The organism is Pseudomonas sp. LP_7_YM (genome assembly GCF_004364435.1).
Taxonomy (GTDB): Bacteria; Pseudomonadota; Gammaproteobacteria; order Pseudomonadales; family Pseudomonadaceae; genus Aquipseudomonas.
Genome location: NZ_SOCT01000003.1, coordinates 71948 through 92810 on the forward strand (window position 1 = coordinate 71948; position 20863 = coordinate 92810).

The window sequence follows — 20863 nt, forward strand, 5'->3', positions numbered from 1 at the left end:
TTCGCTTATCGGCACTTACGGCGAGCTTTGATTAAGCGCGTCTTTATTGGTTGCTGATACGCGAAGCTGTTGCAGTCGATCAACGCTCAGACCGGTTCGGACTGTTTTCATGAGCGCGGATACTGTGCTTAACCACGCCCCAGATCATAAGGTCGTCGCTTTCCAGGACATACCGAGGCGGGTATTGCGGATTTTCAGACGTCAAAATGACGTCCGGACCACGCATATGCAGACGCTTGCACACCGGCTCGGTATTAAGCGACGCGACTACGATATCGCCGTGCTCTGCGTATAGACTCCGGTCGACTATGACCAGATCCCCACAAAAGATGCCCGCGCCCTGCATGCTATCGCCTTCGATCCTGACCAGATAAATATGCGGCGCTCGGATATCGAACAGGTCATCAAACGAAGTATGTTTATTAACGTGATCGGCAGCAGGAAATGGGAATCCGGCTTGCGCGTGCGATGAATAAAGGGGCAGCCTTTCGCCGCCAGCCACCAGTGGCCCAAGAATGGTAAGCGTCATGATGCGTGTGTTATCCAATTAACTGTATATGTATACAGTTAACGCGCTAACTCGCTTGCAGTCAATCTCACGGACAGGAAATTACGACGGGTGACAGCATGTGCGAGGGGCTACTGACTACTAACCAATAGACTATTACCTCAAAGCGCTGGCTGCAGAGCAACTGATCATCCACCGCTACGACTGTGCAGATATCGGTCGCGGCAGGAATGGCGGTCACCCGCCACCCCTGCACAGATCGGTACGTGCAGAATTACCGCATATGGCTCCTGCCTTGGGTTTTAACGCCGAAGCGAGTTACAGGATGAGGATGCATGGGCAGCTCTCGTGGATAGGGTATGAACCAACGGGCCTAGGCAGTCATGCGGGCGATGTCGCTGACTCCGCCGTTTAAGGGCATGCCTCCACGCATCGATGATTTCACGACGAAAGCCATCCAGTCGTCTGCATATCGCACGGCGATCATCTGACCCCATGCAGTACGCTCGCGCCATTGCCTGATCCACAAATCCACCACGTGGTGCAGGTAGATGTTGGCGAGCAACGGCGGAATGGGCGCACCTTGCGGCGTGCTCTGCTTCGCAGCAATCCGCTTTCCATTTTCGGGAACGCCTGTACGCAACCATCGAGCGATCAGCGCTAGCACTCGCCTATCTGCGATTCGATGTTGCAGGAAACACATCATCCAGTCGTGATCGAGGGCGTCAAAGAACGCCTGAATATCAACGTCCAGTACCCACCGCACGCGCGAGCTTTGTATACCTACCGATAACGCATCCAATGCATATTCGCGTAGACGGCAGACTTTTGGCTTGCGGCCTTTCCTGCCCCGTCTGGCTTGTCACGACCAGACACGAATGAGATCTCCCAGCTTCCGTACAGTTGACTTCCCAGTATGCTCAGGGTCTACGACCGCGCAGGGCGTGTAGCATGACTTGCGATTATCGTCATACGCACTGTGGCCTTCCGCTTCGCATAACAGCGTCGGCGCCCCGGACTCATGATTTCGCGGCTCAATGGCTCGCCTGCTGGTTTCCCCTGCCAACGCTTCGCCATACACCTCACGATGTATCACGCATGACTCGAGGTCGAGGTGTTTCGCCATAACTTCTCTCGTAGGGACTTTCACCCTTTATCAACTGCCAGCTTGGCTGGCGCTCTATAAGCTTCACGAACCCCACATTCCAAGCGAATAGCTGACAGCTGATGCTGAGCTCCCGATTTCCTCTCAGGAGCCGCTCACCATGATGCGTCCCGACGCCAGCGTTGAAAAAGTTTACCTCTACCCGAAACCCGTCGACTTTAGAAAATCCATCGACGGCTTGGCTGCCCTGGTCGAACTCGATATTAAAGTGGCGGTGTTTGACCCCGTACTTTTCGTTTTCCTGAATCGCCACCGCAACCGAGTCAACGTGCAGTATTGGGAGCGCAAAACGCCGCAGCTGGCGCTGTTCAACGAGCCTGAAAGCGAACCCATGCCGTGGGTTGGCGACGCTGATGAAAGAAGTTGTTGCAGCGACATCGCGCCGAGGCAGACGCAAGCCACTGTCAGCTGATCTGCCGCGCATCGAAGTCATCCACGAACTGCCGAGCACGAACTGACCTGTGCCTGCGATTGCCGCAGCCTAACACGCTCGTGCCATGGGGAAGCTAGGTCAATGACTCCCTTGTTGTCTCTGAATGGCTACGTCAATTTAAACTGCTTCACCAGCATGCTAGTAATCAAATCCGCCTGACGGATCAACTCGGCACCATCGGTTCCTTCGTCAGTAGTGCGCTCAGCGAAGCTGGTGGTCATGAGCACCACGAATCGGACGATAAAATCGACCTCATGTTCAAGGTGCTTACCTACGGCATCGGCTATGAAGGTTTTGGTTAGTTCAGCGCCGTCGCGTAGCAATACCTGATACTCCTCCATCTCTCTAAGCTCCACCGAAGCCGCCCGAAGTGCACGTCGAAGCTCCACCTCTGCCGATTCGATCATGAAAAACTCTCTGAGGAAATCACGTAGCCGAGTTGCATGACTGGCGTCTCTGCGGGTCAGGATAGGCGATAGCCTGGCCAGTTGACGCTCCCAAGTCTGCCGTACGATGTAAAAAAGCAGCGCCTCTTTGTTAGGGAAGTATTGATAGAAGGATGCGATGTTGACCCCGGCCTTGTCTGCGACTTTATTAGCAGTGAGCCCCGCAGGGCCGGAGCGAGCCAAAATGTAAGTAGCTGCCTCGACCAAAGCTTCAACCGTTGCCACCGCCCGAGCCTGAATCGGCAGTTTTTTCGGGCTCATCTGCCTCGGTTTTTTCATCATTAAGGTAGTCGCCGGATGTGATTAGAAGAAGCAATCAAATACTTATATCTTGACCTCCATCCTATCAGCGGTGGAGGTGCACCATGGCAATCCAAGAAAATACCCCCGTAGTCATCATTGGGGCCGGCGTAGCAGGCTTGACGTTAGCCACATTCCTCAAAGTCGCCGGTATCACTTGCATAGTCCTTGAGCGGCGCGACCGCAGTTACGTCCAGACCCGACAACGTGCAGGAGTGGTCGATGCACGCAATGTGCAAATGTTCGAGCGCTGGAGTTTGGCTGATCGACTACTTGGAGGCCCCGTCGCCCAGACCATCGACTATCGCACCGATGGCGTCAGCCGCGTCTTTGAAATCAGTAAAGAAGATGCCGTCGAGGGCCGCTTTTGCACACAGCAGATGCTGGTCAACAATCTGCTTCGGGTACTGGTAGATGAAATGGGCGCAGACGTGCGATTCAGCGTCACGGACGTCACCATCAGGAACGAAGCGGGCGTCGCCCCTCAGGTTGCCTACGCCGACGCGAACGGCCTACATGAGTTGACCTGTGTGCATATTGCTGGTTGCGACGCGGACCGAGGTGTGAGCCGCGCCTCCATTCCGGCGGGGATCCTAACAACCATCATTCACGACTTTGGCTATGCGTGGTTAGCAGCGCTTGTGGAAGCCCCGGTAGCCGCACATCCCATCATGGGAATCAGTGAGCATGGCTTTGTGGGTCAACTCCCTCGCGGACCACATCGAAGCCGATATTATTTGCAGTGCTCGCTTGATGATCAGTTATCGGACTGGCCAGATCAACGTCTTTGGGACGAAATCCGTCTTCGGACGGGTGACGCAGGTCTTACAAATTCGGCGGTTCTCGAGCGGGAACTGGTGCCACTGCGGTCAGTGGTACACGTCCCGATTCAGCATGGTCAGTTATTTCTCGCCGGTGACGCCGCACATCTGTTTCCCCCTACAGGTGCTAAGGGAATGAACCTGGCGCTATTCGATGTCGACATGCTGGCTCAAGCGTTGATAAGTGCGGTGCGAGACGATGACTTGGCTCCCTTGGCGGCATACACCGATACCGTGATGCCTCATGTCTGGCGCTACCAGGAGTTCAGCAGCTGGATGACGAACACGATGCACGACGCTGGCGATAGCACCCTGCACGGCACGTTTTGTCAGAAGACTGCGCGAGCGCGCTTGGATGCGTTATTCGATGTTCCCGCAGCAGCCCGTATACACAGCGAATATCTGCGGGGAATGGCCTGATCCCTTGAGTGTGGCTGTATCTGGATTCGGAGCTGGGACAGCAATTTCTGGTTGCTCGCGGAGGTAGCCTTTTCAGCTCGACTTCATCGCCCTTCTCAGTGGGACGCATGTGAGGTCGGGTGTCCTGCCCAGCCGTGCTGGAGAACATGCTCGAAACTCCCTGCAAGACTGGAAGGGCAAGCTGGTCTGCGATGATTTTGGCGTTACAAAGCGGGTTTCGGGCCCGGCCTGACCGAGATCGGTGCATGGCTCATGCGCGGCGAAAGTTCTTCGAGTTGCATGCGACTAACAAAAGCACAGTTGCCTAACAGGCTCTGCACTACATCCAGCTGTTTTACGAAATCAACGTGAAGTCCGCGACCTGGAACCGGACTCCCGGCACCGAATACGGCAAGAGAAAGCCGTCCCTGTGATGGACAAGCCTGCGCAGTTGATCGAAAAGAGCATGGCCAGCCCGAGCGTGCTGACCATGCTTCTGACCACCAAGTATGTCGACGGCTTGCCGTTGCATCGTTTCGAGACAATGCTGAGCCGCCACGGCATAGAAATCCCGCGTCAAACCCTGGCCCGCTGGGTTATCCAGTCCGGCGAGCATCTGCAACCGTTGTTGAGTCTGATGCGCGACCGGCTACTGGAGAGCCCGGTCATTCACTGCGATGAAACCCGCGTTCAGGTGCTGAAAGAACCGGATCGAGACCCAACCAGCCAATCCTGGATGTGGGTGCAGGCCAGTGGGCCGCCGGACAGAAAAGTCGTGCTGTTTGACTACACCTCCAGCCGTGCGCAGGAAGTGCCGTTGCGCCTGCTGGAAAGTTATCGTGGCTATGTGATGACCGACGATTACGCGGGTTACAACGCGTTGGCGTTGCAACCGGGCGTGGAGCGCCTGGCGTGTATGGCTCATGCCCGGCGCAAGTTCGTGGAAGCACAGAAAGTGCAGCCCAAGGGCAAGACTGGGCGTGCAGATATCGCATTGACAATGATCAACAAGCTGTACGGCATCGAGCGTGAACTAAAAGATGGCAGCGACGAGCAGCGGTTTATCGGCCGTCAGGAAAAGAGCCTGGCGATCCTGACGCAGTTGAAAAGCTGGCTGGATAAAACGCAGTCCCAAGTAACGCCACAAAGTGTACTGGGCAAGGCAGTGAACTACCTGGCTAACAACTGGAGCCGACTAAAACGCTACGTGGAAGCCGGTTTTTTACCGATCGACAACAATGCCGCCGAAAGAGCGATAAAGCCGTTTGTGATCGGGCGCAAGGCTTGGCTGTTCAGCGACACGCCCAAAGGCGCCACCGCCAGTGCACAGATCTACAGCTTGGTTGAGACCGCCAAGGTCAACGGCCAAGAGCCCTATACGTGGCTGCGCCACGTGCTTGAGCGGCTGCCGCAGGCGTCGTCTGTTGAAGATTACGAAGCGTTGCTGCCGTGGAACTGCTCACCCACATCGCCTAGCTGAGCGCGCCACCCATATTGAGTTCGGTGGGGTTTATGGAGCGCTTACAAATGTACGACCTGGGCATTACGCCTTCGCGGGGACGACCGCGTGTCAGCAACGACAATCCCTACTCGGAGTCGCTGTTTAGAACACTGAAATACTCCCGCAATGGCCGCAGGATGGTTTTGCCAGTTTGAACGCCGCACGGGCCTGGGTGAGGGATTTCATGCGTTGGTACAACGACGAACACCGACATAGCCGTATCCGCTTCGTCACGCCGACTGAGCGGCATCGGGGACTGGATGATCAGATCCTGGCCCAGCGACATGAGTTGTACGAGCGAACCAAAGAGAAAAAGCCGGAACGGTGGTCGGGTAGAACGCGTAACTGGAAGCCGATCGGTACCGTACTGTTGAACCCGGATCGAGAGCAGCAGGTCGAGAAAGGACGGCATAGTTATACGGTTGACGCGACAACTACCTTGAAAAACGTTGTCACTGGCGGACCATTAAAAGCGCAAGTGGTGATACGGATACAGCTTGCAACGTCGTTTTAATCCGGCCCCGGTACCGTCAAGACGATACCGCTGAGACCATGCTGATCATGGCTTGTGCCAAGCTACAAAACGGATGCATGCGAACAGGTGGCACTGTCTTAGAAAATCATCCAGGTCACCGCCGTAAAGATTGCAATCAGCACCAAGCCGCCCAAAAACTGAAGGTCGGTCACGAAATCCAATTCATCATCCATCGCAACTACTCTCTACGTCTGAGATGGATGAATGGATGCTGGCCGTACAGCCGAGTTCAGCAAATTTCTCTCCAGAAACGATGGGTATTTATCTAACCAATCGGTCAGCTAGCGGCGTTCGCTTCGACGCTCGATCTTTCCAGGCTGACAGCCGAAACGGTTATCACGTAAACAGCCTTCACGATCGGGCCGCGCGCTTCTCCAGCGTTTCATTTTGGGCCAGCAGGTGACCATGAACATGTGACGCAGTCCGGCCAGAGCCATCGCGACATGCATCGTCATCCCTGCTGGATTTGTCGTGAAGAAGAGAGGGTCAGACAGCGCAAGGACCGCATAGCCACTGATGGCGATCACTGCGTATAGGATTTTGCCAATGACACCGTCCCGGATCTTGCCGTTCAGCGCGCACCAGGTAGCCCAGCATGCAATGAAGCCTGCGGCGTATGCGTTCAGGTACTCGAATATCATGGGCTGGGTCCTCCGAATTTGCTTCGGATAAATGACCACAGGTCTGCGGCCTTGATAGCCCGGGTAATTGCGGCCATGAGCGATCCGCCAAAGGTACCCAGCAGGAAGCCAATTCCGGCTTCAGTGCGTGGTTCGATAATTCCGAAATAAGCACTGACCATGCCGGTCAGGTAGTGGGCACACGCCATGCCCGTGAAGAGAAACAACAGCCAGGACTTCCAGTCGGTCAGATCCTCCTTGTGCCAGCGCGTGGCGACAAGGGCACCCAATAGTCCTGCAATCAGCCAGTCGAACTTGTCGAGCAGCCGGTGAAAGATCTCCATGCGCTCGACTCCATACTGGGCATGAAAAGGCCCCGCAAAATGCGGGGCTCCCGTGTCGTGGCACCCAAGTTATGCCTGGGCGTAACCCCACTGAGCGATACGCTCGGCAAAGTAAGGCTGAACCATGGTGACCGTGGTTGCATGGTTGCTGGCTTCAAGGCTCATTTTTTCCCCATCGGTGCCAGGGCCGGCCACCCACAAGGTAAGTGGAGTCTTTTCGGCTTTGGCTTTTTCAAGCAGGTTTTTCAAGGCAGTGCGACCGGCATCGGTCGGCGGAATGCCAGTCTCGCCGATAAATGCTGCCATCTTGTTGGTTTTGGCGTAGGTAAGGAACGGGCCAACGATATTATCGCGCAATGCGGTGGACGATATCTGAGTGTTATCGCCGTTATAAGCACCACTGGAACTGCCATCAACGTCAGCATAGCCATGAGCCTCCCAGACGATGGCGTTCGCCGGATCGACGATTTTCGATTGCAGATTCGCCGAAACGCTCGACCAGTACTTGGCGCTTGCGTACTCCAGACCGCAGATGAAAACCGGCTTTTTGGAACTGTTGCGAAGGGCCTGGAGAACCGTGTTCATGGTGTTGATGTACAACGTTTCCAGGTTGGGCAGAGTGATGTAATCCTTTGCGCAGGCATTGCTGGTGAAGGAATAAGGCTCGTTACCCAGGCCCCAACCCAGCACCATCGGGTCGTCGCAGGCAACAACCAGTTTTTGGTGGAAGTTGGCCAAATGGACTGCACTCCACGATCCTCCACCGACAGCGTTACCGTCTTGGATCAGGACTTGCTCGGTCACCTTCCAGCCGGATTGATTACCGGCTTTTTCCGGAGGATAAAGGCTGCCGGTCAATTGCCCGTAGTTGTCGGTTTCATAACGATGCAGGCGCATGTAGTGATGCGGGTCAGGAATGATCCTGGCTTCACCATTGGAGTCATCGTGAATCGCCTTCAACATCACTTTCCAATTATCGATGAAGTCTTGCTTCAGACTTGCCCCTTGGCCCGGAAGTCCATCCGTCGAAGAAAGTTCGATGGCACGCTGCAGTTCGAAGGGGAACCGGATAAGTCGCACACCGAGGTCCTTCACCCAATGGGTGATGGTGGCCCGGGTAGGCCATTGATAATGGGTGCCGGCTGAACCCGGAAGGATCTGACCGGCGTTGGCAACGGAGCCCAGGTTGATCCCTACCAGAGGGATATTGGTGAGCTGGGCGATTGCTGAGCTGCTATTGGACATTTTGTGCACCTTGAGTCGATCGAGTTAGCCGCGTAACGGACGCGGTACCGCTGGCGCTCAATGGCGATAGCTCGGGGCTCGTGGCCCGCACATGATTCAACGTCCCGCAACGGGCGCATTTGATTTGGAGCTCGGTCATCTCGCCGATTCGGGCGAGAAGTCTTTTGCACTTTCCACATCTGTAATCTTTCAACATATGCAAAGCCTCTGTTTTTCCAGAATGCGTCACGCCCCCCTGAGCGGTGAAGGGTCTTGGCCGGGGCGCAGTAAGGTTTTGCGATCTGAGTTCGAACTTGAGGGTTAGAACTGCCCTACACCGTGTGCCTCTTTTTTTGCACTACTAAATAAAAAGCCCCGAGTCTCGGGGCTTTGTTTTCAAGCAATCGGTAAAAACCCTCGGAGGACACCGAGCTTTAGAAGGAAGTGGCCGCTCAAACAGGGCCAAGAGCACATGAATAATTCGAGACGCAGAGCGGTCTCTGCTCTCGTTATATTCAGGCTCCAATAAGCACATATGACGAAGCCCCGGCAGATTTCTCTAGCGGGGCTTGTGGCGTAGTCTTATCTACGCAGAAGTAACAGCATGGATAAAGAATACTGTATGGATGCACAGGTGTCAACCGGTTTTTGAAAGAAGCACGCCTTCGTGAATCAGTACGGCTTCGGCTGATTTCAGCGCGTCCTTCACCAGCGCCTCCAACGCGATATCTATCGCTTTCTTCCACCGCCAATAGGTGGTTCGATTCAACCCCTGTGGATCCCAGGTACTGATGTCATAAAACGTCTCCGGCAGCACGATCATGTCAGTTGAGCGCTTTACATTCTGTTGCTCGCGGTCGGCTATAACCTTGGCGCCTAGTAACGGCGGGATGGCCCAGGCGGTGACAGCCTTATAGAGAAACAGCTGCGGCGCGTGCGAAGCCATCAAAGGCACCAGCTCACCAATAGCGTGTACCTTTTTGCCTTTGTGTACGCTGAACTTCGCCATCAGTGCATTCCAGTGACGCGTGATCAGTTGTGACTGCAGCCGAGCGTAGATCCAGCAATCGACTGCCCGACGATCCATACCATCGAGCCTTGACGGCGACAGCCTGCCTCGATCCGCCCTCAAACGGTCGGGCGCGATGTAAAGCTTTTGCCAGGCCTGCTTGCTGGTGTTGTCCGCGGCTTCAGTGCCGAGAGCCGATACGACGGCGCTCAAAACGGTAGAATACAGCATCGGCTTTCTCCTTGAGCTTGGGTCTTTGGCCAATCCGGGCCGTATACAAAGACAAAAATTAGCCCAAGGCTAAATTTGTAGCAAGATATTATTTAGCTTATAGTGCGTTTAGCAAAGAGCTAAAGGATGGCATTCTGGCACCCATGGACATCTACGCAATTCGCAAACACCAATTGGTCAAACTGATCGGAAACCAAAAAAAAGGCGCCTGCGCTGATCGCTGGGGGATGGCGCCTGCGCACCTGAGTCAGGTTCTCTCCACCAAAACAGCAAAAAATCTGGGTGATGATGTCGCTCGTCGCATCGAGGCGGTTGAGGGTTTGCCGCGTGGCTGGTTTGACTCGATACCGGCTGAAGAACCGTCGACGCGCTCGCCGGACGAAGCACCAGATGCAGGGACTGCAGCAACTGTTGAACCGCCCTCCTCAGCCACCGACCAGGTAAAACGCATGCTCAGCAGAGTGAGAGGCTTGTCTGTGCAGGCACGTGATCGAATTGTTGCCGCTGCAGAAGAGCCCGAGCAGGGCCCGACAAACGTTCTGACTGCGAAGCTGGCCAGCCTGCGACCCACCCACGAAGAAATCCTGATTCCCCAGTACGACATCCGTGCTGCAATGGGCCATGGGCAGGTCCCGCCCGAGTACAACCAGGCAGTCCGAAATCTGGTGGTGCGCGAAGAAATTCTTCGCGAGAAGGGTGTGACCTACACTTCTGCAAGCGCGCTGGCGATGATCACCGGTTGGGGCCAGTCAATGGAAGGCACGATCAACGACAAGGATCTCGTCATTGTCGACCGCGGCGTGAAAGACTTCGTCGGTGAAGGTATTTATGTCATGACCTGGCATCAGGAGCTGTACATCAAGCGCGTCATGCGTTTGGACGAAGAACACTACCGGTTGATCTCGGACAACCCGCATTACGAAAACCAGACAGCAAGGATCGCTGACGTAACGATTCACGCGAAAGTGTTGCTTATCTGGAATGCCAGAAAGGCTTAGCTCAGGTTCTTCACGTCATATGGCCTCAGCGTTTAGGCAGCCCAAGGGATGTGTTCGCCCTACTGATTCCGACGCCCCCAGCGGCCGTGCATTGTCTGGGTGGGGCTCTGGTCAGCAAGGTTCGCGCCGCTCTTTTTTGATAGAGGTCGACCTTCAGGTTTAAATCCTGGTCAGAAGGGTGCTGACTCTTCAACTATCACGAATTCGTCATGAGCCTGTACGTGGAGATCCGCTTCTGAAGACGCCTCCCACTTCAAAGTGACCGACTTATCCTCCTCGTTGAATGTCATTTCTATTCCGTCCGTTTCGGACAGCACGCCCATCACCTCATGCCATTCCCTGTCGCCGTCCGTATCCAGGCGGTGAATCGTCACCCACCGCTGATCCTGGGCCATGGGATGGTTGATCATGTTCGAAACCCTGAGGTTCAGCCGCTCTATCCCGGGCATTGTCGGATGATCTTGCAGTGTCTGCTTTTGTGGGCGGGTCATCAGCTACTCCATGATTGCTGTATGCATGTACAGTACCACACAAAGCATAGCGTATTGCAAAACCTGACGTAAACACCTCGGCTCGATAAATCACGGGTACTGACCTTGAGGAGCTCGGGTGCGACACCGTCCCCCGTACAACTGTCGTCACACCTATGCGACAATACGCAGAATGTCTGGCATGAACCCCCGCATTCATTTCCCAGCAGCTCAGCCATAACGTGCAGATGTCGCCTTCGACGTATGCCCGCTGGATCAGCTCCAGCGGCGATTGGGGTGAGATGGAAAAGCTAAAGACTGGTCCATCGCTGGTCCAAGGCCAGAATCAGCAACCTGTAACCCCTTGATAGGTAAAGTAATTGATTTCCACAGCTAACATCACGATGCAGTTCGGCGCCAAGCCGCTGTTCGAGAACGTTTCGGTCAAATTCAACAACGGCAATCGCTATGGCCTCATCGGCGCCAATGGCTGTGGCAAATCCACCTTCATGAAAATTCTGGGCGGTGACCTTGAACCCTCCGGCGGTCAGGTGATGCTCGAACCGAACGTGCGCCTGGGCAAGCTGCGCCAGGATCAGTTCGCGTATGAGCAGTTCAGCGTGCTCGACACGGTGATCATGGGTCACGAGGAACTGTGGAAGGTCAAGGCCGAGCGCGACCGAATTTATTCGCTGCCTGAAATGAGCGAAGACGACGGCATGGCCGTTGCCGAACTGGAAACCGAATTCGCCGAAATGGACGGTTACACCGCAGAATCCCGCGCCGGCGAGCTGTTGCTGGGTCTGGGCATTCCACTGGAACAGCATTTCGGCCCGATGACCGAGGTTGCACCGGGCTGGAAATTGCGTGTGCTGCTGGCTCAGGCGCTGTTTTCCAATCCGGAGGTGCTGTTGCTCGACGAACCGACCAACCACCTGGACATCAACACCATTCGCTGGCTGGAAACCATCCTCACGGCGCGTAACAGCACCATGATCATCATTTCCCACGACCGGCACTTCCTGAACAGCGTCTGCACCCACATGGCCGACCTGGATTACGGCGAGCTGCGCCTGTTCCCGGGCAACTACGACGAGTACATGACCGCGGCGACCCAGTCCCGTGAGCAATTGCTGTCGGACAATGCCAAGAAAAAAGCACAGATCGCCGAACTGCAGACCTTCGTCAGCCGCTTCTCGGCCAACGCCTCGAAAGCCAAACAAGCCACCTCCCGCGCCAAGCAGATCGACAAGATCCAGCTGACCGAGGTCAAGCCGTCGAGCCGCGTCAGCCCATTCATCCGTTTCGAGCAGACCAAAAAGCTGCATCGCCAGGCCGTGACCATCGAGCAGATGTCCAAGGGTTTCGATGGCAAAACGCTGTTCAAGAATTTCAGCTTCACGGTCGAAGCCGGCGAGCGCGTGGCGATCATTGGCCCGAACGGCATTGGTAAAACCACCCTGCTGCGCACGCTGATGGGTGAGTTGACGCCGGACGCAGGCTCGGTGAAATGGACCGAAAGCGCGGAGCTGGGCTACTACGCTCAGGACCATGCACACGACTTTGAAGACGATGTCAGTCTGTTCGACTGGATGGGTCAGTGGACTCAGGGCGAACAGATCATCCGTGGCACGCTGGGGCGCATGCTGTTCTCCAACGATGAGATTCTCAAGTCGGTCAAGGTCATCTCCGGTGGTGAACAGGGCCGTATGCTGTTTGGCAAGCTGATCCTGCAAAAGCCAAACGTGCTGTTGATGGACGAACCGACCAACCACCTGGACATGGAATCCATCGAAGCGCTTAACCTGGCGTTGGAAAACTATCCGGGCACGTTGATCTTCGTCAGTCACGACCGTGAGTTCGTATCGTCTCTGGCCACTCGAATCATCGAGTTGAGCCCCAATGGCGTCACTGACTTCAGCGGCACGTACGACGATTACCTGCGCAGCCAGGGCGTTGTGCTCTAAACAGCGCTGCGCACTACCCGAGAGCCCCGTTCATGACGGGGCTTTCTGTTTTCAGGCAAGGGTTTTCAGCAGCGTTCGCTGTTCATTGAGGCCGGATTAAAACGTTAGCCTGCTTTCATTTCCACGCTTCACGGGCGATGATGGCGCACTCCCACCGCTCCAGCGAAGAGTCCCATGTCCGCCGCCCTGCCGCCGAATACGCCTGCGCCGAACGCCAGTTCAATGACGATCACTTTGCAGATCGTTTCTATCGTCCTTTATACGTTCATTGCGTTTCTGTGCATTGGCCTGCCTATCGCGGTCATGCCCGGCTACGTTCACAACCAGCTGGGGTTCAGTGCGGTGGTTGCGGGACTGGTAATCGGCTCACAGTACCTGGCCACGCTGTTCAGTCGTCCAGTGGCGGGCAGAATTTGCGACACCATCGGCACCAAACGGGCAATCGTCTACGGTCTTGCGGGGATTGCGCTGAGCGGCGGACTGACGGCACTCGCGGTGTTGCTGGAGAAATTCGCCAGTACCAGCCTGATCATCCTGATCGTCGCCCGTCTGATCCTGGGTGGCTCGCAGGGCCTGGTGGGTGTGGGCACGATCAGCTGGTGCATCGGCCAGGTCGGGGCCGAGCACACGGCACGCTCGATTTCCTGGAACGGGATTGCATCGTACGGCGCCATTGCCATCGGCGCTCCGCTGGGCGTAGTGATGGTCGACGCATTAGGGTTCGTCAGCCTGGGGCTGGTGCTTACGGTGTTGGCAGTCGGCGCGCTGCTGCTGATCCGCAACAAGCCGCCGGTGCCCGTAGTGCGCGGCGAACGAATGGCATTCTGGTCGGTGTTCGGTCGAGTGGCGCCCTATGGCCTGAGCCTGACCTTATCGTCCATCGGTTACGGCACCCTGACTACGTTCATCACGCTGTATTACGTCAGCCGAGGCTGGGAAGGTGCGGCTTGGTGCCTGACGGTCTTTGGTATCTGTTTCATCCTCGCCCGACTGTTCTTTATCAACGCCATCACCCGCTTCGGTGGCTTCGCTTCGGCCATCGCCTGCATGTCGGTCGAAACCATCGGGCTACTGGCCCTCTGGCTGTCACCCAACACTACGACTGCGTTGATGGGAGCGGGGTTGACGGGGTTTGGCCTGTCTCTTGTGTATCCGGCCATTGGCGTTGAAGCGATCAAGCAAGTGCCCAACAGCAGCCGCGGCGCTGGCCTGGGCGCCTACGCAGTATTTTTCGACCTGGCACTGGCAATCGCCGGCCCCCTGATGGGAGCGATCGCGCTAGGCATGGGTTACGGCTGGATTTTCTTCTTTGCTGCCGTGCTTTCAGTGCTCGCGTTGGGCCTCACGCTGCTGCTGTCGCGTCGTCCCGGCGTAGACACGCGGGTATGACCCTGTTGCGGCCGAAAAGCTGAACCGCCCCGACTCCAGGCGGTCGGAAACATCAATCCCCTCACAATGCAAAAAGGAGCGTGCGTGTGACCTCCGACCCAGGCATCAATCTACCTCCCACGAACATGGCGGCTGCACAAGACGTCCACAAGCTGCGTGTACTGACCGTCAATACACACAAAGGCTTCACGGCGCTGAACCGGCGCTTCATCCTGCCAGAGCTTCGCGAGGCCGTGCGCAGCACTGGCGCCGATCTGGTCTTTTTGCAGGAAGTGCTGGGTGGCCACGATGGTCACGCCACCCGTTACGACGACTGGCCTGTAACTTCCCAGTACGAGTTTCTTGCTGACAGCATGTGGAGCGACTTTGCCTACGGTCGTAATGCCATTTACCCGGAAGGCCACCACGGTAATGCCATTCTGTCCAAGTACCCGATTCTGCATTACCGCAACCTGGATATTTCCATTACGGGTCCAGAACGACGTGGTCTGCTGCATTGCGTGTTACAGGTGCCGGGGCATGACGAAGTGCATGCGATCTGCGTGCACCTCAGTTTGCTGGAAAGCCACCGCCAGTTGCAGTTGAATTTGCTTTGCGCACTGCTGGACTCATTACCTGAACACGCGCCGGTCGTGATTGCCGGAGACTTCAACGACTGGCAACTGCAAGGCAACAAGCGCCTGGCGCGTTGTACGTATCTGCATGAAGCGTTTGAGCACAGCCATGGGCGGCTGGCGAAAACCTACCCGGCGCGTTTTCCACTGCTGCGTCTGGACCGAATATACCTGCGCAACGCCACCAGCCACGACCCGAAGATTCTTGGAACCCGGCCATGGACGCACCTTTCGGATCACCTGCCACTCACGGTGGAAGTGCACATGTAAAGCAATGTCAACTGGGCACGCAATGGATTCGTCATCCGGCCACGTGCCGGAACGCAGCAAGGGCTATAGCCAACGCCTTTTGTCTGTTATTCGTCTGGATCGATGAGCGGCACCGTCGCCTCGCGATCCAGCTGCGAGCCGGGGTCCTCATTGCCCGGGTCGTTATCGATGTCTTTAGCAGGGTCAATCACATCTTCATCCGTCTCGCCGGTAAAGGTGCTGTGCGAGTGTGTGTTCATGACAATTTCCTCGTGTTGAGGCGGATATTTTCGCGCCTGGGGTCTGATTGATTGAGCCCCGTCTAGGCTGATGGTTCAACGTACCGCGTCCGCACCGAGCTGCCAGGCCGGTCCCGGATCAAGCCTCCCTTGCTGCCAGACAATGACACTTCCCACGGAGTCGAGTCACTGCCGCTTGATGCACGTCATTCGAACTACTGCTTCGATGGACGATCAGTACACGAACATCAGGCGCTCACTTCACAGCGCTTACACCAATCTTCCACGACGCCAGACAGGATATTTTCATGAGTCTGCACGACAAGATCATCGGTCACCTTGGCTTTGGTGCCGCGCCTTTGGGCAACATGTTCCGCAACATCTCTGAAGAGGAAGCCGCCGCCACCGTGCAATCGGCCTGGGATCAGGGCGTTCGCTATTTCGATACGGCACCGATCTATGGCGCTGGCCTGTCCGAACAACGGCTAGGCAGGGCCTTGGCCCATGTGCCGCGCGATGAATACACCCTCAGCACCAAGATCGGCAGGCTGATTTCGGACGAGCTTGATACCCAAGCCCGCAGCGGACCGTTCACCGAGGGGCTGAAGAACAAGATCCTCACCGATTATTCGGCCGATGCAACGCTGCGCTCCATCGAGGCCAGCCTCAAACGCCTGAACACTGACCGGCTGGACATCGTGTTTGTCCACGACGTCGCTCAGGACGCTCATGGCGATGAGTGGATCGAGCATTTCAACGTCGCTCGCAAAGGTGCTTTCCGCACCCTCACCCGCTTGCGCGAAGAAGGCGTGATCAAGGCCTGGGGTCTGGGTGTGAATCGGGTGGAGCCGTGCGAGCTGACGCTGGATCTGAGCGAAGCGCAACCGGACGGCTTCCTGCTAGCCGGCCGGTATTCACTGCTCGACCACGACCAGCCGCTGCAACGTCTGTTCGCCAAGGCGCGTGAGCACAATGCTGAATTCGTGGTCGGCGGTCCTTACAGCTCGGGGGTACTGGTGGGGGGCAAGCATTTCGAGTATCAGGAAGCCCCGCAAGCCATGCTCGACAAGGTGGCGCACATTCAGGAAATCGCTCGCCAGTATCAGGTCGATATCAAATCGGCTGCCCTGCAATTCGTCCTCGCCAACCCTCTGGTGGCAGCCGTGATTCCGGGCGCCAGCCGACCATCGCGGATAGCTGAGGATATTGCCGCGCTTAACGCCCAAGTGCCCGATGGTTTCTGGCAGGCGATGCGCGATCAAGGGTTCATCGCCGCGCAGGCGCCGGTACCCATGAAGGCTTGACCGGCCCGGCTCTTCGGCTGGCTGGGCCCTTTCGCGAATGAATTCGCTCCCGCAGGAGGGGCCCAGATCTGTGGGAGCGAATTCCTTCGCGAGGCTATTCGTCAGGCGCCGGACACCTATCGGATGTACCGGCCTTCTCGCGTATGAATTCGCTCTCACAGTGTTTATTTAGAGCCTCTGACCCTGCTCTTCACCTCAGGCCCTAAGCGTCCCACCCCGCATCCTCGGTAATCTTCGCGTTGACTCAACTGTCATTTCCGTTAGTCTTGCCTGCGCACTGTATACAAAAACAAATACAAATAGCGCCGGAGATTGTTGAACATGCCGACTGAAAGCACCCTCGATCCAAGCCTTGCCGCCTCCCCGACTGCCGAATGTCCGGGACTCAGCAGCCGTCTTTATAATCACGACCTTGCTCCCAGCAAGCGAGAAGGCAGACGATGGGGTGGCTACAGCATCTTTGCTCTGTGGACCAATGATGTACACAATCTCGCCAACTATTCTTTCGCCATCGGCCTTTTTGCGTTAGGGCTTGGGGCTTGGCAAATCGTGTTGTCACTGGCCATTGGCGCGGTGCTGGTTTATCTGTGCATGAACCTGACCGGCGACATGGGGCAAAAGACCGGGGTGCCGTTCCCGGTGATAAGCAGAGTCAGCTTCGGCATCTTCGGCGCGCAGATTCCGGCGCTCATTCGCGCAGTGATCGCCATTGCCTGGTTCGGTATTCAGACCTATCTGGCTTCGGTGGTGCTGCGCGTCCTGCTTACCGCGCTGGATCCGGCGCTGGACAGTTATGACCACGACGCTTGGCTGGGATTATCAAGTCTGGGCTGGCTGTGCTTCGCCAGCATCTGGGCGGTGCAGTTCGTCATTCTCGCTTACGGCATGGAGATGGTGCGCCGCTATGAAGCCTTCGCCGGTCCTGTGATTCTGCTGACGGTCGCCAGCCTTGCAGGCTGGATGTTCACCCAGGCCCATGGGCAGATCGCCTGGTCGAACAAGTCGCCTCTGGAGGGCGCGCAGATGTGGCGCAGCATTTTTGCAGGGAGCGCTTTATGGCTGGCGATCTACGGCACGTTGATCCTGAATTTCTGCGATTTCTCACGCTCGGCACCCAGCAGGAAAACCATTCGCAAGGGCAATTTCTGGGGCCTGCCGGTGAATGTGCTGCTGTTCGCCTGCATCACGGTGCTGATTTGCGGCGCGCAGTTCTCCATCAATGGGCAGATCATCCAAAGCCCGACCGACATCATCAAGACCATTCCCAATACCTTCTTTCTGGTGCTCGGTTGCCTGGCATTTCTGATCGTCACGGTCGCGGTGAACATCATGGCCAACTTCGTCGCTCCCGCATTCGTGCTCAGCAGCCTGGCGCCGCGCTACCTGACATTTCGCCGCGCCGGGATGCTCAGTGCGACTGTCGCGGTGCTGATCCTGCCATGGAACCTCTACAACAGCCCGGTGGTGATCGTGTATTTTCTGTCAGGTCTGGGCGCCCTGCTCGGCCCGCTGTATGGCGTGATCACCGCGGACTACTGGTTGTTGCGCAAAGGCCGCGTCGACGTGCCGCAGCTTTATACCGAAGACCCGACCGGCGCCTACCATTACTCACGCGGGGTCAATCTGCGCGCGGTGTGGGCATTCATTCCGGCGGCGCTTATTTCCACCATCACTGCACTGGCGCCAGCATTCGATTCGATATCGCCATTTTCGTGGCTGATGGGTGCGGCCATTGGCGCGGCGTTGTACCTGCTGCTGGCCGACCGTCGCAAAACCTTCAACGACGTCAGTGGTGAGGCCATTGCCGTACAAGAGACCCAGCATTGATCGCAAACGAGAGGCCGTTACTCATGCGTATTTTGATTGTCAACGTGAACACCACGCAGTCGATGACTCAGACCATCGCCGAACAGGCGCGCAGCGTGGCGTCCCCCGGTACTGAAATCATCGGCCTGACTCCGCGCTTCGGCGCCGAATCCGTGGAGGGCAACTTCGAAAGTTACCTGGCGGCCATCGCCGTGATGGACAGGGTGCTGTCATACGATCAACCCTACGACGCGGTGATTCAGGCAGGCTATGGGGAACATGGCCGAGAGGGTCTGCAGGAACTGCTCGAGGTGCCGGTGGTGGACATCACCGAAGCGGCTGCAAGCCTGGCAATGCTGCTGGGGCACAAATACTCGGTGGTGACGACACTGGATCGCGCTGTGCCAATGATCGAGGACCGCCTGAAACTGGCGGGGGTGTTCGAGCGCTGTGCGTCCGTCCGCGCCAGCGGTATGAGCGTGCTGGAACTGGAAGAGATGCCCGACCGCGCGCTCGAGGCCATCGCCGGGCAGGCCGTCGAAGCGGTAACCCAGGACAAGGCCGAAGTGATCTGCCTGGGTTGTGGTGGCATGGCAGGACTCGATCAACTGATTCGTGAGCGTGCAGGGGTTCCGGTGGTCGACGGCGTGACCGCGGCGGTCGCGCTGGCCGAATCGTTGGTGCGTCTGGGCCTGAAAACGTCCAAGGTGCGCACCTATGCCACGCCGCGTCCCAAGAAGGTGATCGGCTGGCCGTTCAGCTTGTAACGCACCAGTGGGTGTTGCCGCCGATGTCCGAAGGGCCTGGGAGCAAGCTTGCTCGCGACTTAGCGCAAAGCGGCAGCAAATCCTGAGAATGCGGTGTGTCAGAACAGCGCATTCGTCTGCGCCGGCTTCTGCTTTGAAGATTCGCCCCGCCCCCGCAAATCGTTTAGTATCCCCGCCGCCGGTTTCCGCACGGAATTAATAGGGAATCCGCGAGCCCTTCCTCTATAAGGCTCAAACGGAACTGTCCCCGCAACTGTAGGCGCTGAGCCCTGTTTCATGTTTGCCACTGGGTTCTCCCGGGAAGGCCGAAGCAGGGCGAGGACGCGCCAGTCAGGAGACCTGCCGGCACGCGTCAATCACTCACCGGCGGGGTATCCGGGAAGGACTCCCGTGCGCGTCGCTTGCCCCTCGCAAGTTTCGGCTTGACTTGCCTTTCAAGCGCTACATCAGGGTGTGCTTTCCAATGCCTGCTCCGCCGATACTCAGGTTCACTGGAGAAGTCCTCGATGTCGCTGCGCCGCTTCGCCACATTGTTTACCGGTCTGACACTGTCCAGCGCAGCGCTCGTGGCCCCCGCTGCATCTGCCGCGCCGACGCACTATCCATTGACCCTTGATAACTGCGGTGTGCCGCTGACCTTCGACCATGTCCCACAAAAGACCGTGACCATCGGCCAGGCCGCGACCGAAATGCTCTACACGCTCGGCCTGAGCCAGCACATCGTCGGCACCTCGCTATGGTTCAACCAGGTGCTGCCTGAGTTCAAGCCTGCCAACGACCCGATCGAACGTCTGGCCGACAATGCACCGAGCTTTGAATCGGTGATCGGCAAACGCCCGGACTTCGTACCGGTTCAGTTCGAATGGATGGTCGGCCCGCAGGGTGCAGTCGCTACCCGGCAGCAGTTTCAAGAGTTGAAGATCCCGACCTATCTCCTGCCCTCCGACTGCGAGGGCAAGAACAATCTGGTGGGTGCCGACGGCACGCGGCTGAAAGCTTTCCGCATCGACACGCTGTACAAGAGCATCGCCCAGCTGGCGCAGATCTTCGACGTCCAGGACCGTGGACAGCAGTTGATCGACAGCTACAAAACGCGTCTGGCAAAGGCCGTGGGGCAAGCCAAAAAGCACGCGGGCAATGCCTCAGCCGTGTTCTGGTTCTCAAGCCCCGATATCAACGTCGACCCTTACGTGGCCGGGCGCAAAGGCATTCCCAACTTCATGCTCGAGACCCTGGGTATCCACAACATCATCGATTCGGATGAAGAATGGCCAACCGTAGGGTGGGAAACCATCGCCAAGGCCAACCCGACGATACTGGTCATCGCACGCATGGATCGCCGCCGCTTTCCGGCAGACGATCATGAGAAGAAACTGGCCTTTCTTAAATCCGACCCGGTTACCCGCAGCATGGACGCCGTGAAAAACAACCGCATCGTGATCATGGACGCCAGCGCGATGGAGTCCAGCGTGCGCTTGTTCGACGGCATCGAGCAATTGGCCCAGGCCTCCGGCAATCAATGAG

At 56.9% G+C, this 20863-nt stretch carries 19 protein-coding genes, 4 pseudogenes and 1 riboswitch; of the genes and pseudogenes, 13 read left to right on the forward strand and 10 right to left on the reverse strand.

What is annotated here, in order from left to right:
• Window positions 1-79: 79 nt before the first annotated feature.
• Together EC915_RS09330 and EC915_RS09335 are read right to left on the reverse strand one after the other, a co-directional pair.
• The gene (locus EC915_RS09330; protein ID WP_133750251.1) at window positions 80-529 is read right to left on the reverse strand and encodes a LexA family transcriptional regulator; all 450 of its coding nucleotides are present in this window, start codon (window positions 527-529) and stop codon (window positions 80-82) included.
• A gap of 352 nt (window positions 530-881) precedes the next feature.
• A complete protein-coding gene (locus tag EC915_RS09335) occupies window positions 882-1274 on the reverse strand; it encodes a reverse transcriptase domain-containing protein (protein WP_256658691.1) in 393 nt (130 codons plus the stop codon).
• Window positions 1275-1776: 502 nt separating this feature from the next.
• Here EC915_RS09335 and tnpB point away from each other — a divergent pair.
• Window positions 1777-2151, forward strand: a pseudogene (gene tnpB, locus EC915_RS25560) (IS66 family insertion sequence element accessory protein TnpB); the annotation flags it as partial.
• A 62-nt stretch (window positions 2152-2213) separates the two neighbouring features.
• On the opposite strand, the gene EC915_RS09345 reads toward tnpB, so the two are convergent.
• Complete coding sequence (locus EC915_RS09345; protein WP_133750252.1) at window positions 2214-2834, reverse strand: TetR/AcrR family transcriptional regulator; 621 nt, start codon at window positions 2832-2834, stop codon at window positions 2214-2216.
• Window positions 2835-2917: 83 nt separating this feature from the next.
• On the opposite strand from EC915_RS09345, the gene EC915_RS09350 reads away from it, so the two are divergent.
• From EC915_RS09350 to EC915_RS09360, 3 genes and pseudogenes are all read left to right on the forward strand, one after another.
• The gene (locus tag EC915_RS09350; RefSeq protein ID WP_133750253.1) at window positions 2918-4093 is read left to right on the forward strand and encodes a 4-hydroxybenzoate 3-monooxygenase; all 1176 of its coding nucleotides are present in this window, start codon (window positions 2918-2920) and stop codon (window positions 4091-4093) included.
• Between the two features lie 409 nt (window positions 4094-4502).
• Window positions 4503-5552, forward strand: a pseudogene (locus EC915_RS09355) (IS66 family transposase); the annotation flags it as partial.
• 44 nt (window positions 5553-5596) lie between these two features.
• A pseudogene (locus tag EC915_RS09360) lies at window positions 5597-5967 on the forward strand (integrase core domain-containing protein); the annotation flags it as partial.
• Between the two features lie 422 nt (window positions 5968-6389).
• On the opposite strand, the gene EC915_RS09365 reads toward EC915_RS09360, so the two are convergent.
• The 5 genes from EC915_RS09365 to EC915_RS09385 all read right to left on the reverse strand — a co-directional run bounded on the left by EC915_RS09365 (window position 6390) and on the right by EC915_RS09385 (window position 9536).
• Window positions 6390-6749, reverse strand: coding sequence for a hypothetical protein (locus EC915_RS09365; protein WP_256658692.1), 360 nt, complete (start codon window positions 6747-6749; stop codon window positions 6390-6392).
• Complete coding sequence (locus EC915_RS09370; protein ID WP_133750254.1) at window positions 6746-7072, reverse strand: MFS transporter; 327 nt, start codon at window positions 7070-7072, stop codon at window positions 6746-6748. Before EC915_RS09370 ends, EC915_RS09365 begins: the two co-directional genes overlap by 4 nt.
• A gap of 69 nt (window positions 7073-7141) precedes the next feature.
• Window positions 7142-8317 (reverse strand): cellulase family glycosylhydrolase, encoded by a 1176-nt coding sequence (locus EC915_RS09375; protein ID WP_133750255.1) that lies wholly within the window; start codon window positions 8315-8317, stop codon window positions 7142-7144.
• On the reverse strand, window positions 8307-8513 hold the full coding sequence (locus EC915_RS09380; RefSeq protein WP_133750256.1) for a Com family DNA-binding transcriptional regulator: 207 nt from the start codon (window positions 8511-8513) through the stop codon (window positions 8307-8309). The genes EC915_RS09375 and EC915_RS09380 overlap by 11 nt, the downstream gene beginning before the upstream one ends.
• Window positions 8514-8933: 420 nt before the next feature.
• Window positions 8934-9536, reverse strand: a complete 603-nt coding sequence (locus EC915_RS09385) for a hypothetical protein (protein WP_133750257.1) — start codon at window positions 9534-9536, stop codon at window positions 8934-8936.
• A 143-nt stretch (window positions 9537-9679) separates the two neighbouring features.
• On the opposite strand from EC915_RS09385, the gene EC915_RS09390 reads away from it, so the two are divergent.
• Window positions 9680-10534 (forward strand): S24 family peptidase, encoded by an 855-nt coding sequence (locus EC915_RS09390; RefSeq protein WP_133750258.1) that lies wholly within the window; start codon window positions 9680-9682, stop codon window positions 10532-10534.
• 170 nt (window positions 10535-10704) lie between these two features.
• On the opposite strand, the gene EC915_RS09395 is transcribed toward EC915_RS09390, so the two are convergent.
• Window positions 10705-11025, reverse strand: a complete 321-nt coding sequence (locus EC915_RS09395; protein ID WP_133750259.1) for a DUF1654 domain-containing protein — start codon at window positions 11023-11025, stop codon at window positions 10705-10707.
• A 118-nt stretch (window positions 11026-11143) separates the two neighbouring features.
• On the opposite strand from EC915_RS09395, the pseudogene EC915_RS25220 reads away from it, so the two are divergent.
• From EC915_RS25220 to EC915_RS09410, 4 genes and pseudogenes are all read left to right on the forward strand, one after another.
• Window positions 11144-11372: pseudogene (locus EC915_RS25220) on the forward strand (hypothetical protein); the annotation flags it as partial.
• 12 nt (window positions 11373-11384) lie between these two features.
• Window positions 11385-12971 carry an ABC-F family ATPase gene (locus tag EC915_RS09400; RefSeq protein ID WP_133750260.1) on the forward strand — a complete coding sequence of 529 codons (1587 nt, stop codon included), beginning with the start codon at window positions 11385-11387 and terminating at the stop codon, window positions 12969-12971.
• Between the two features lie 174 nt (window positions 12972-13145).
• The gene (locus EC915_RS09405; RefSeq protein ID WP_133750261.1) at window positions 13146-14360 is read left to right on the forward strand and encodes an MFS transporter; all 1215 of its coding nucleotides are present in this window, start codon (window positions 13146-13148) and stop codon (window positions 14358-14360) included.
• A 125-nt stretch (window positions 14361-14485) separates the two neighbouring features.
• Window positions 14486-15244 (forward strand): endonuclease/exonuclease/phosphatase family protein, encoded by a 759-nt coding sequence (locus EC915_RS09410; RefSeq protein WP_133750686.1) that lies wholly within the window; start codon window positions 14486-14488, stop codon window positions 15242-15244.
• Between the two features lie 86 nt (window positions 15245-15330).
• Here EC915_RS09410 and EC915_RS24805 read toward each other — a convergent pair whose 3' ends face one another.
• Window positions 15331-15483, reverse strand: coding sequence for a hypothetical protein (locus EC915_RS24805; RefSeq protein WP_166650953.1), 153 nt, complete (start codon window positions 15481-15483; stop codon window positions 15331-15333).
• A 287-nt stretch (window positions 15484-15770) separates the two neighbouring features.
• Here EC915_RS24805 and EC915_RS09415 point away from each other — a divergent pair, with 287 nt between their 5' ends.
• The 4 genes from EC915_RS09415 to EC915_RS09430 all read left to right on the forward strand — a co-directional run bounded on the left by EC915_RS09415 (window position 15771) and on the right by EC915_RS09430 (window position 20862).
• Complete coding sequence (locus EC915_RS09415) at window positions 15771-16766, forward strand: aldo/keto reductase (RefSeq protein WP_133750262.1); 996 nt, start codon at window positions 15771-15773, stop codon at window positions 16764-16766.
• A 321-nt stretch (window positions 16767-17087) separates the two neighbouring features.
• Entirely contained in the window at window positions 17088-18593 is a 1506-nt protein-coding gene (locus EC915_RS09420; protein ID WP_133750263.1) for an NCS1 family nucleobase:cation symporter-1, read from the forward strand.
• A 23-nt stretch (window positions 18594-18616) separates the two neighbouring features.
• The gene (locus EC915_RS09425; protein WP_133750264.1) at window positions 18617-19339 is read left to right on the forward strand and encodes an aspartate/glutamate racemase family protein; all 723 of its coding nucleotides are present in this window, start codon (window positions 18617-18619) and stop codon (window positions 19337-19339) included.
• Between the two features lie 162 nt (window positions 19340-19501).
• Window positions 19502-19701: riboswitch (cobalamin riboswitch) on the forward strand.
• A gap of 144 nt (window positions 19702-19845) precedes the next feature.
• A complete protein-coding gene (locus EC915_RS09430; protein ID WP_133750265.1) occupies window positions 19846-20862 on the forward strand; it encodes an ABC transporter substrate-binding protein in 1017 nt (338 codons plus the stop codon).
• The last annotated feature ends 1 nt before the right edge of the window (window position 20863 follow it).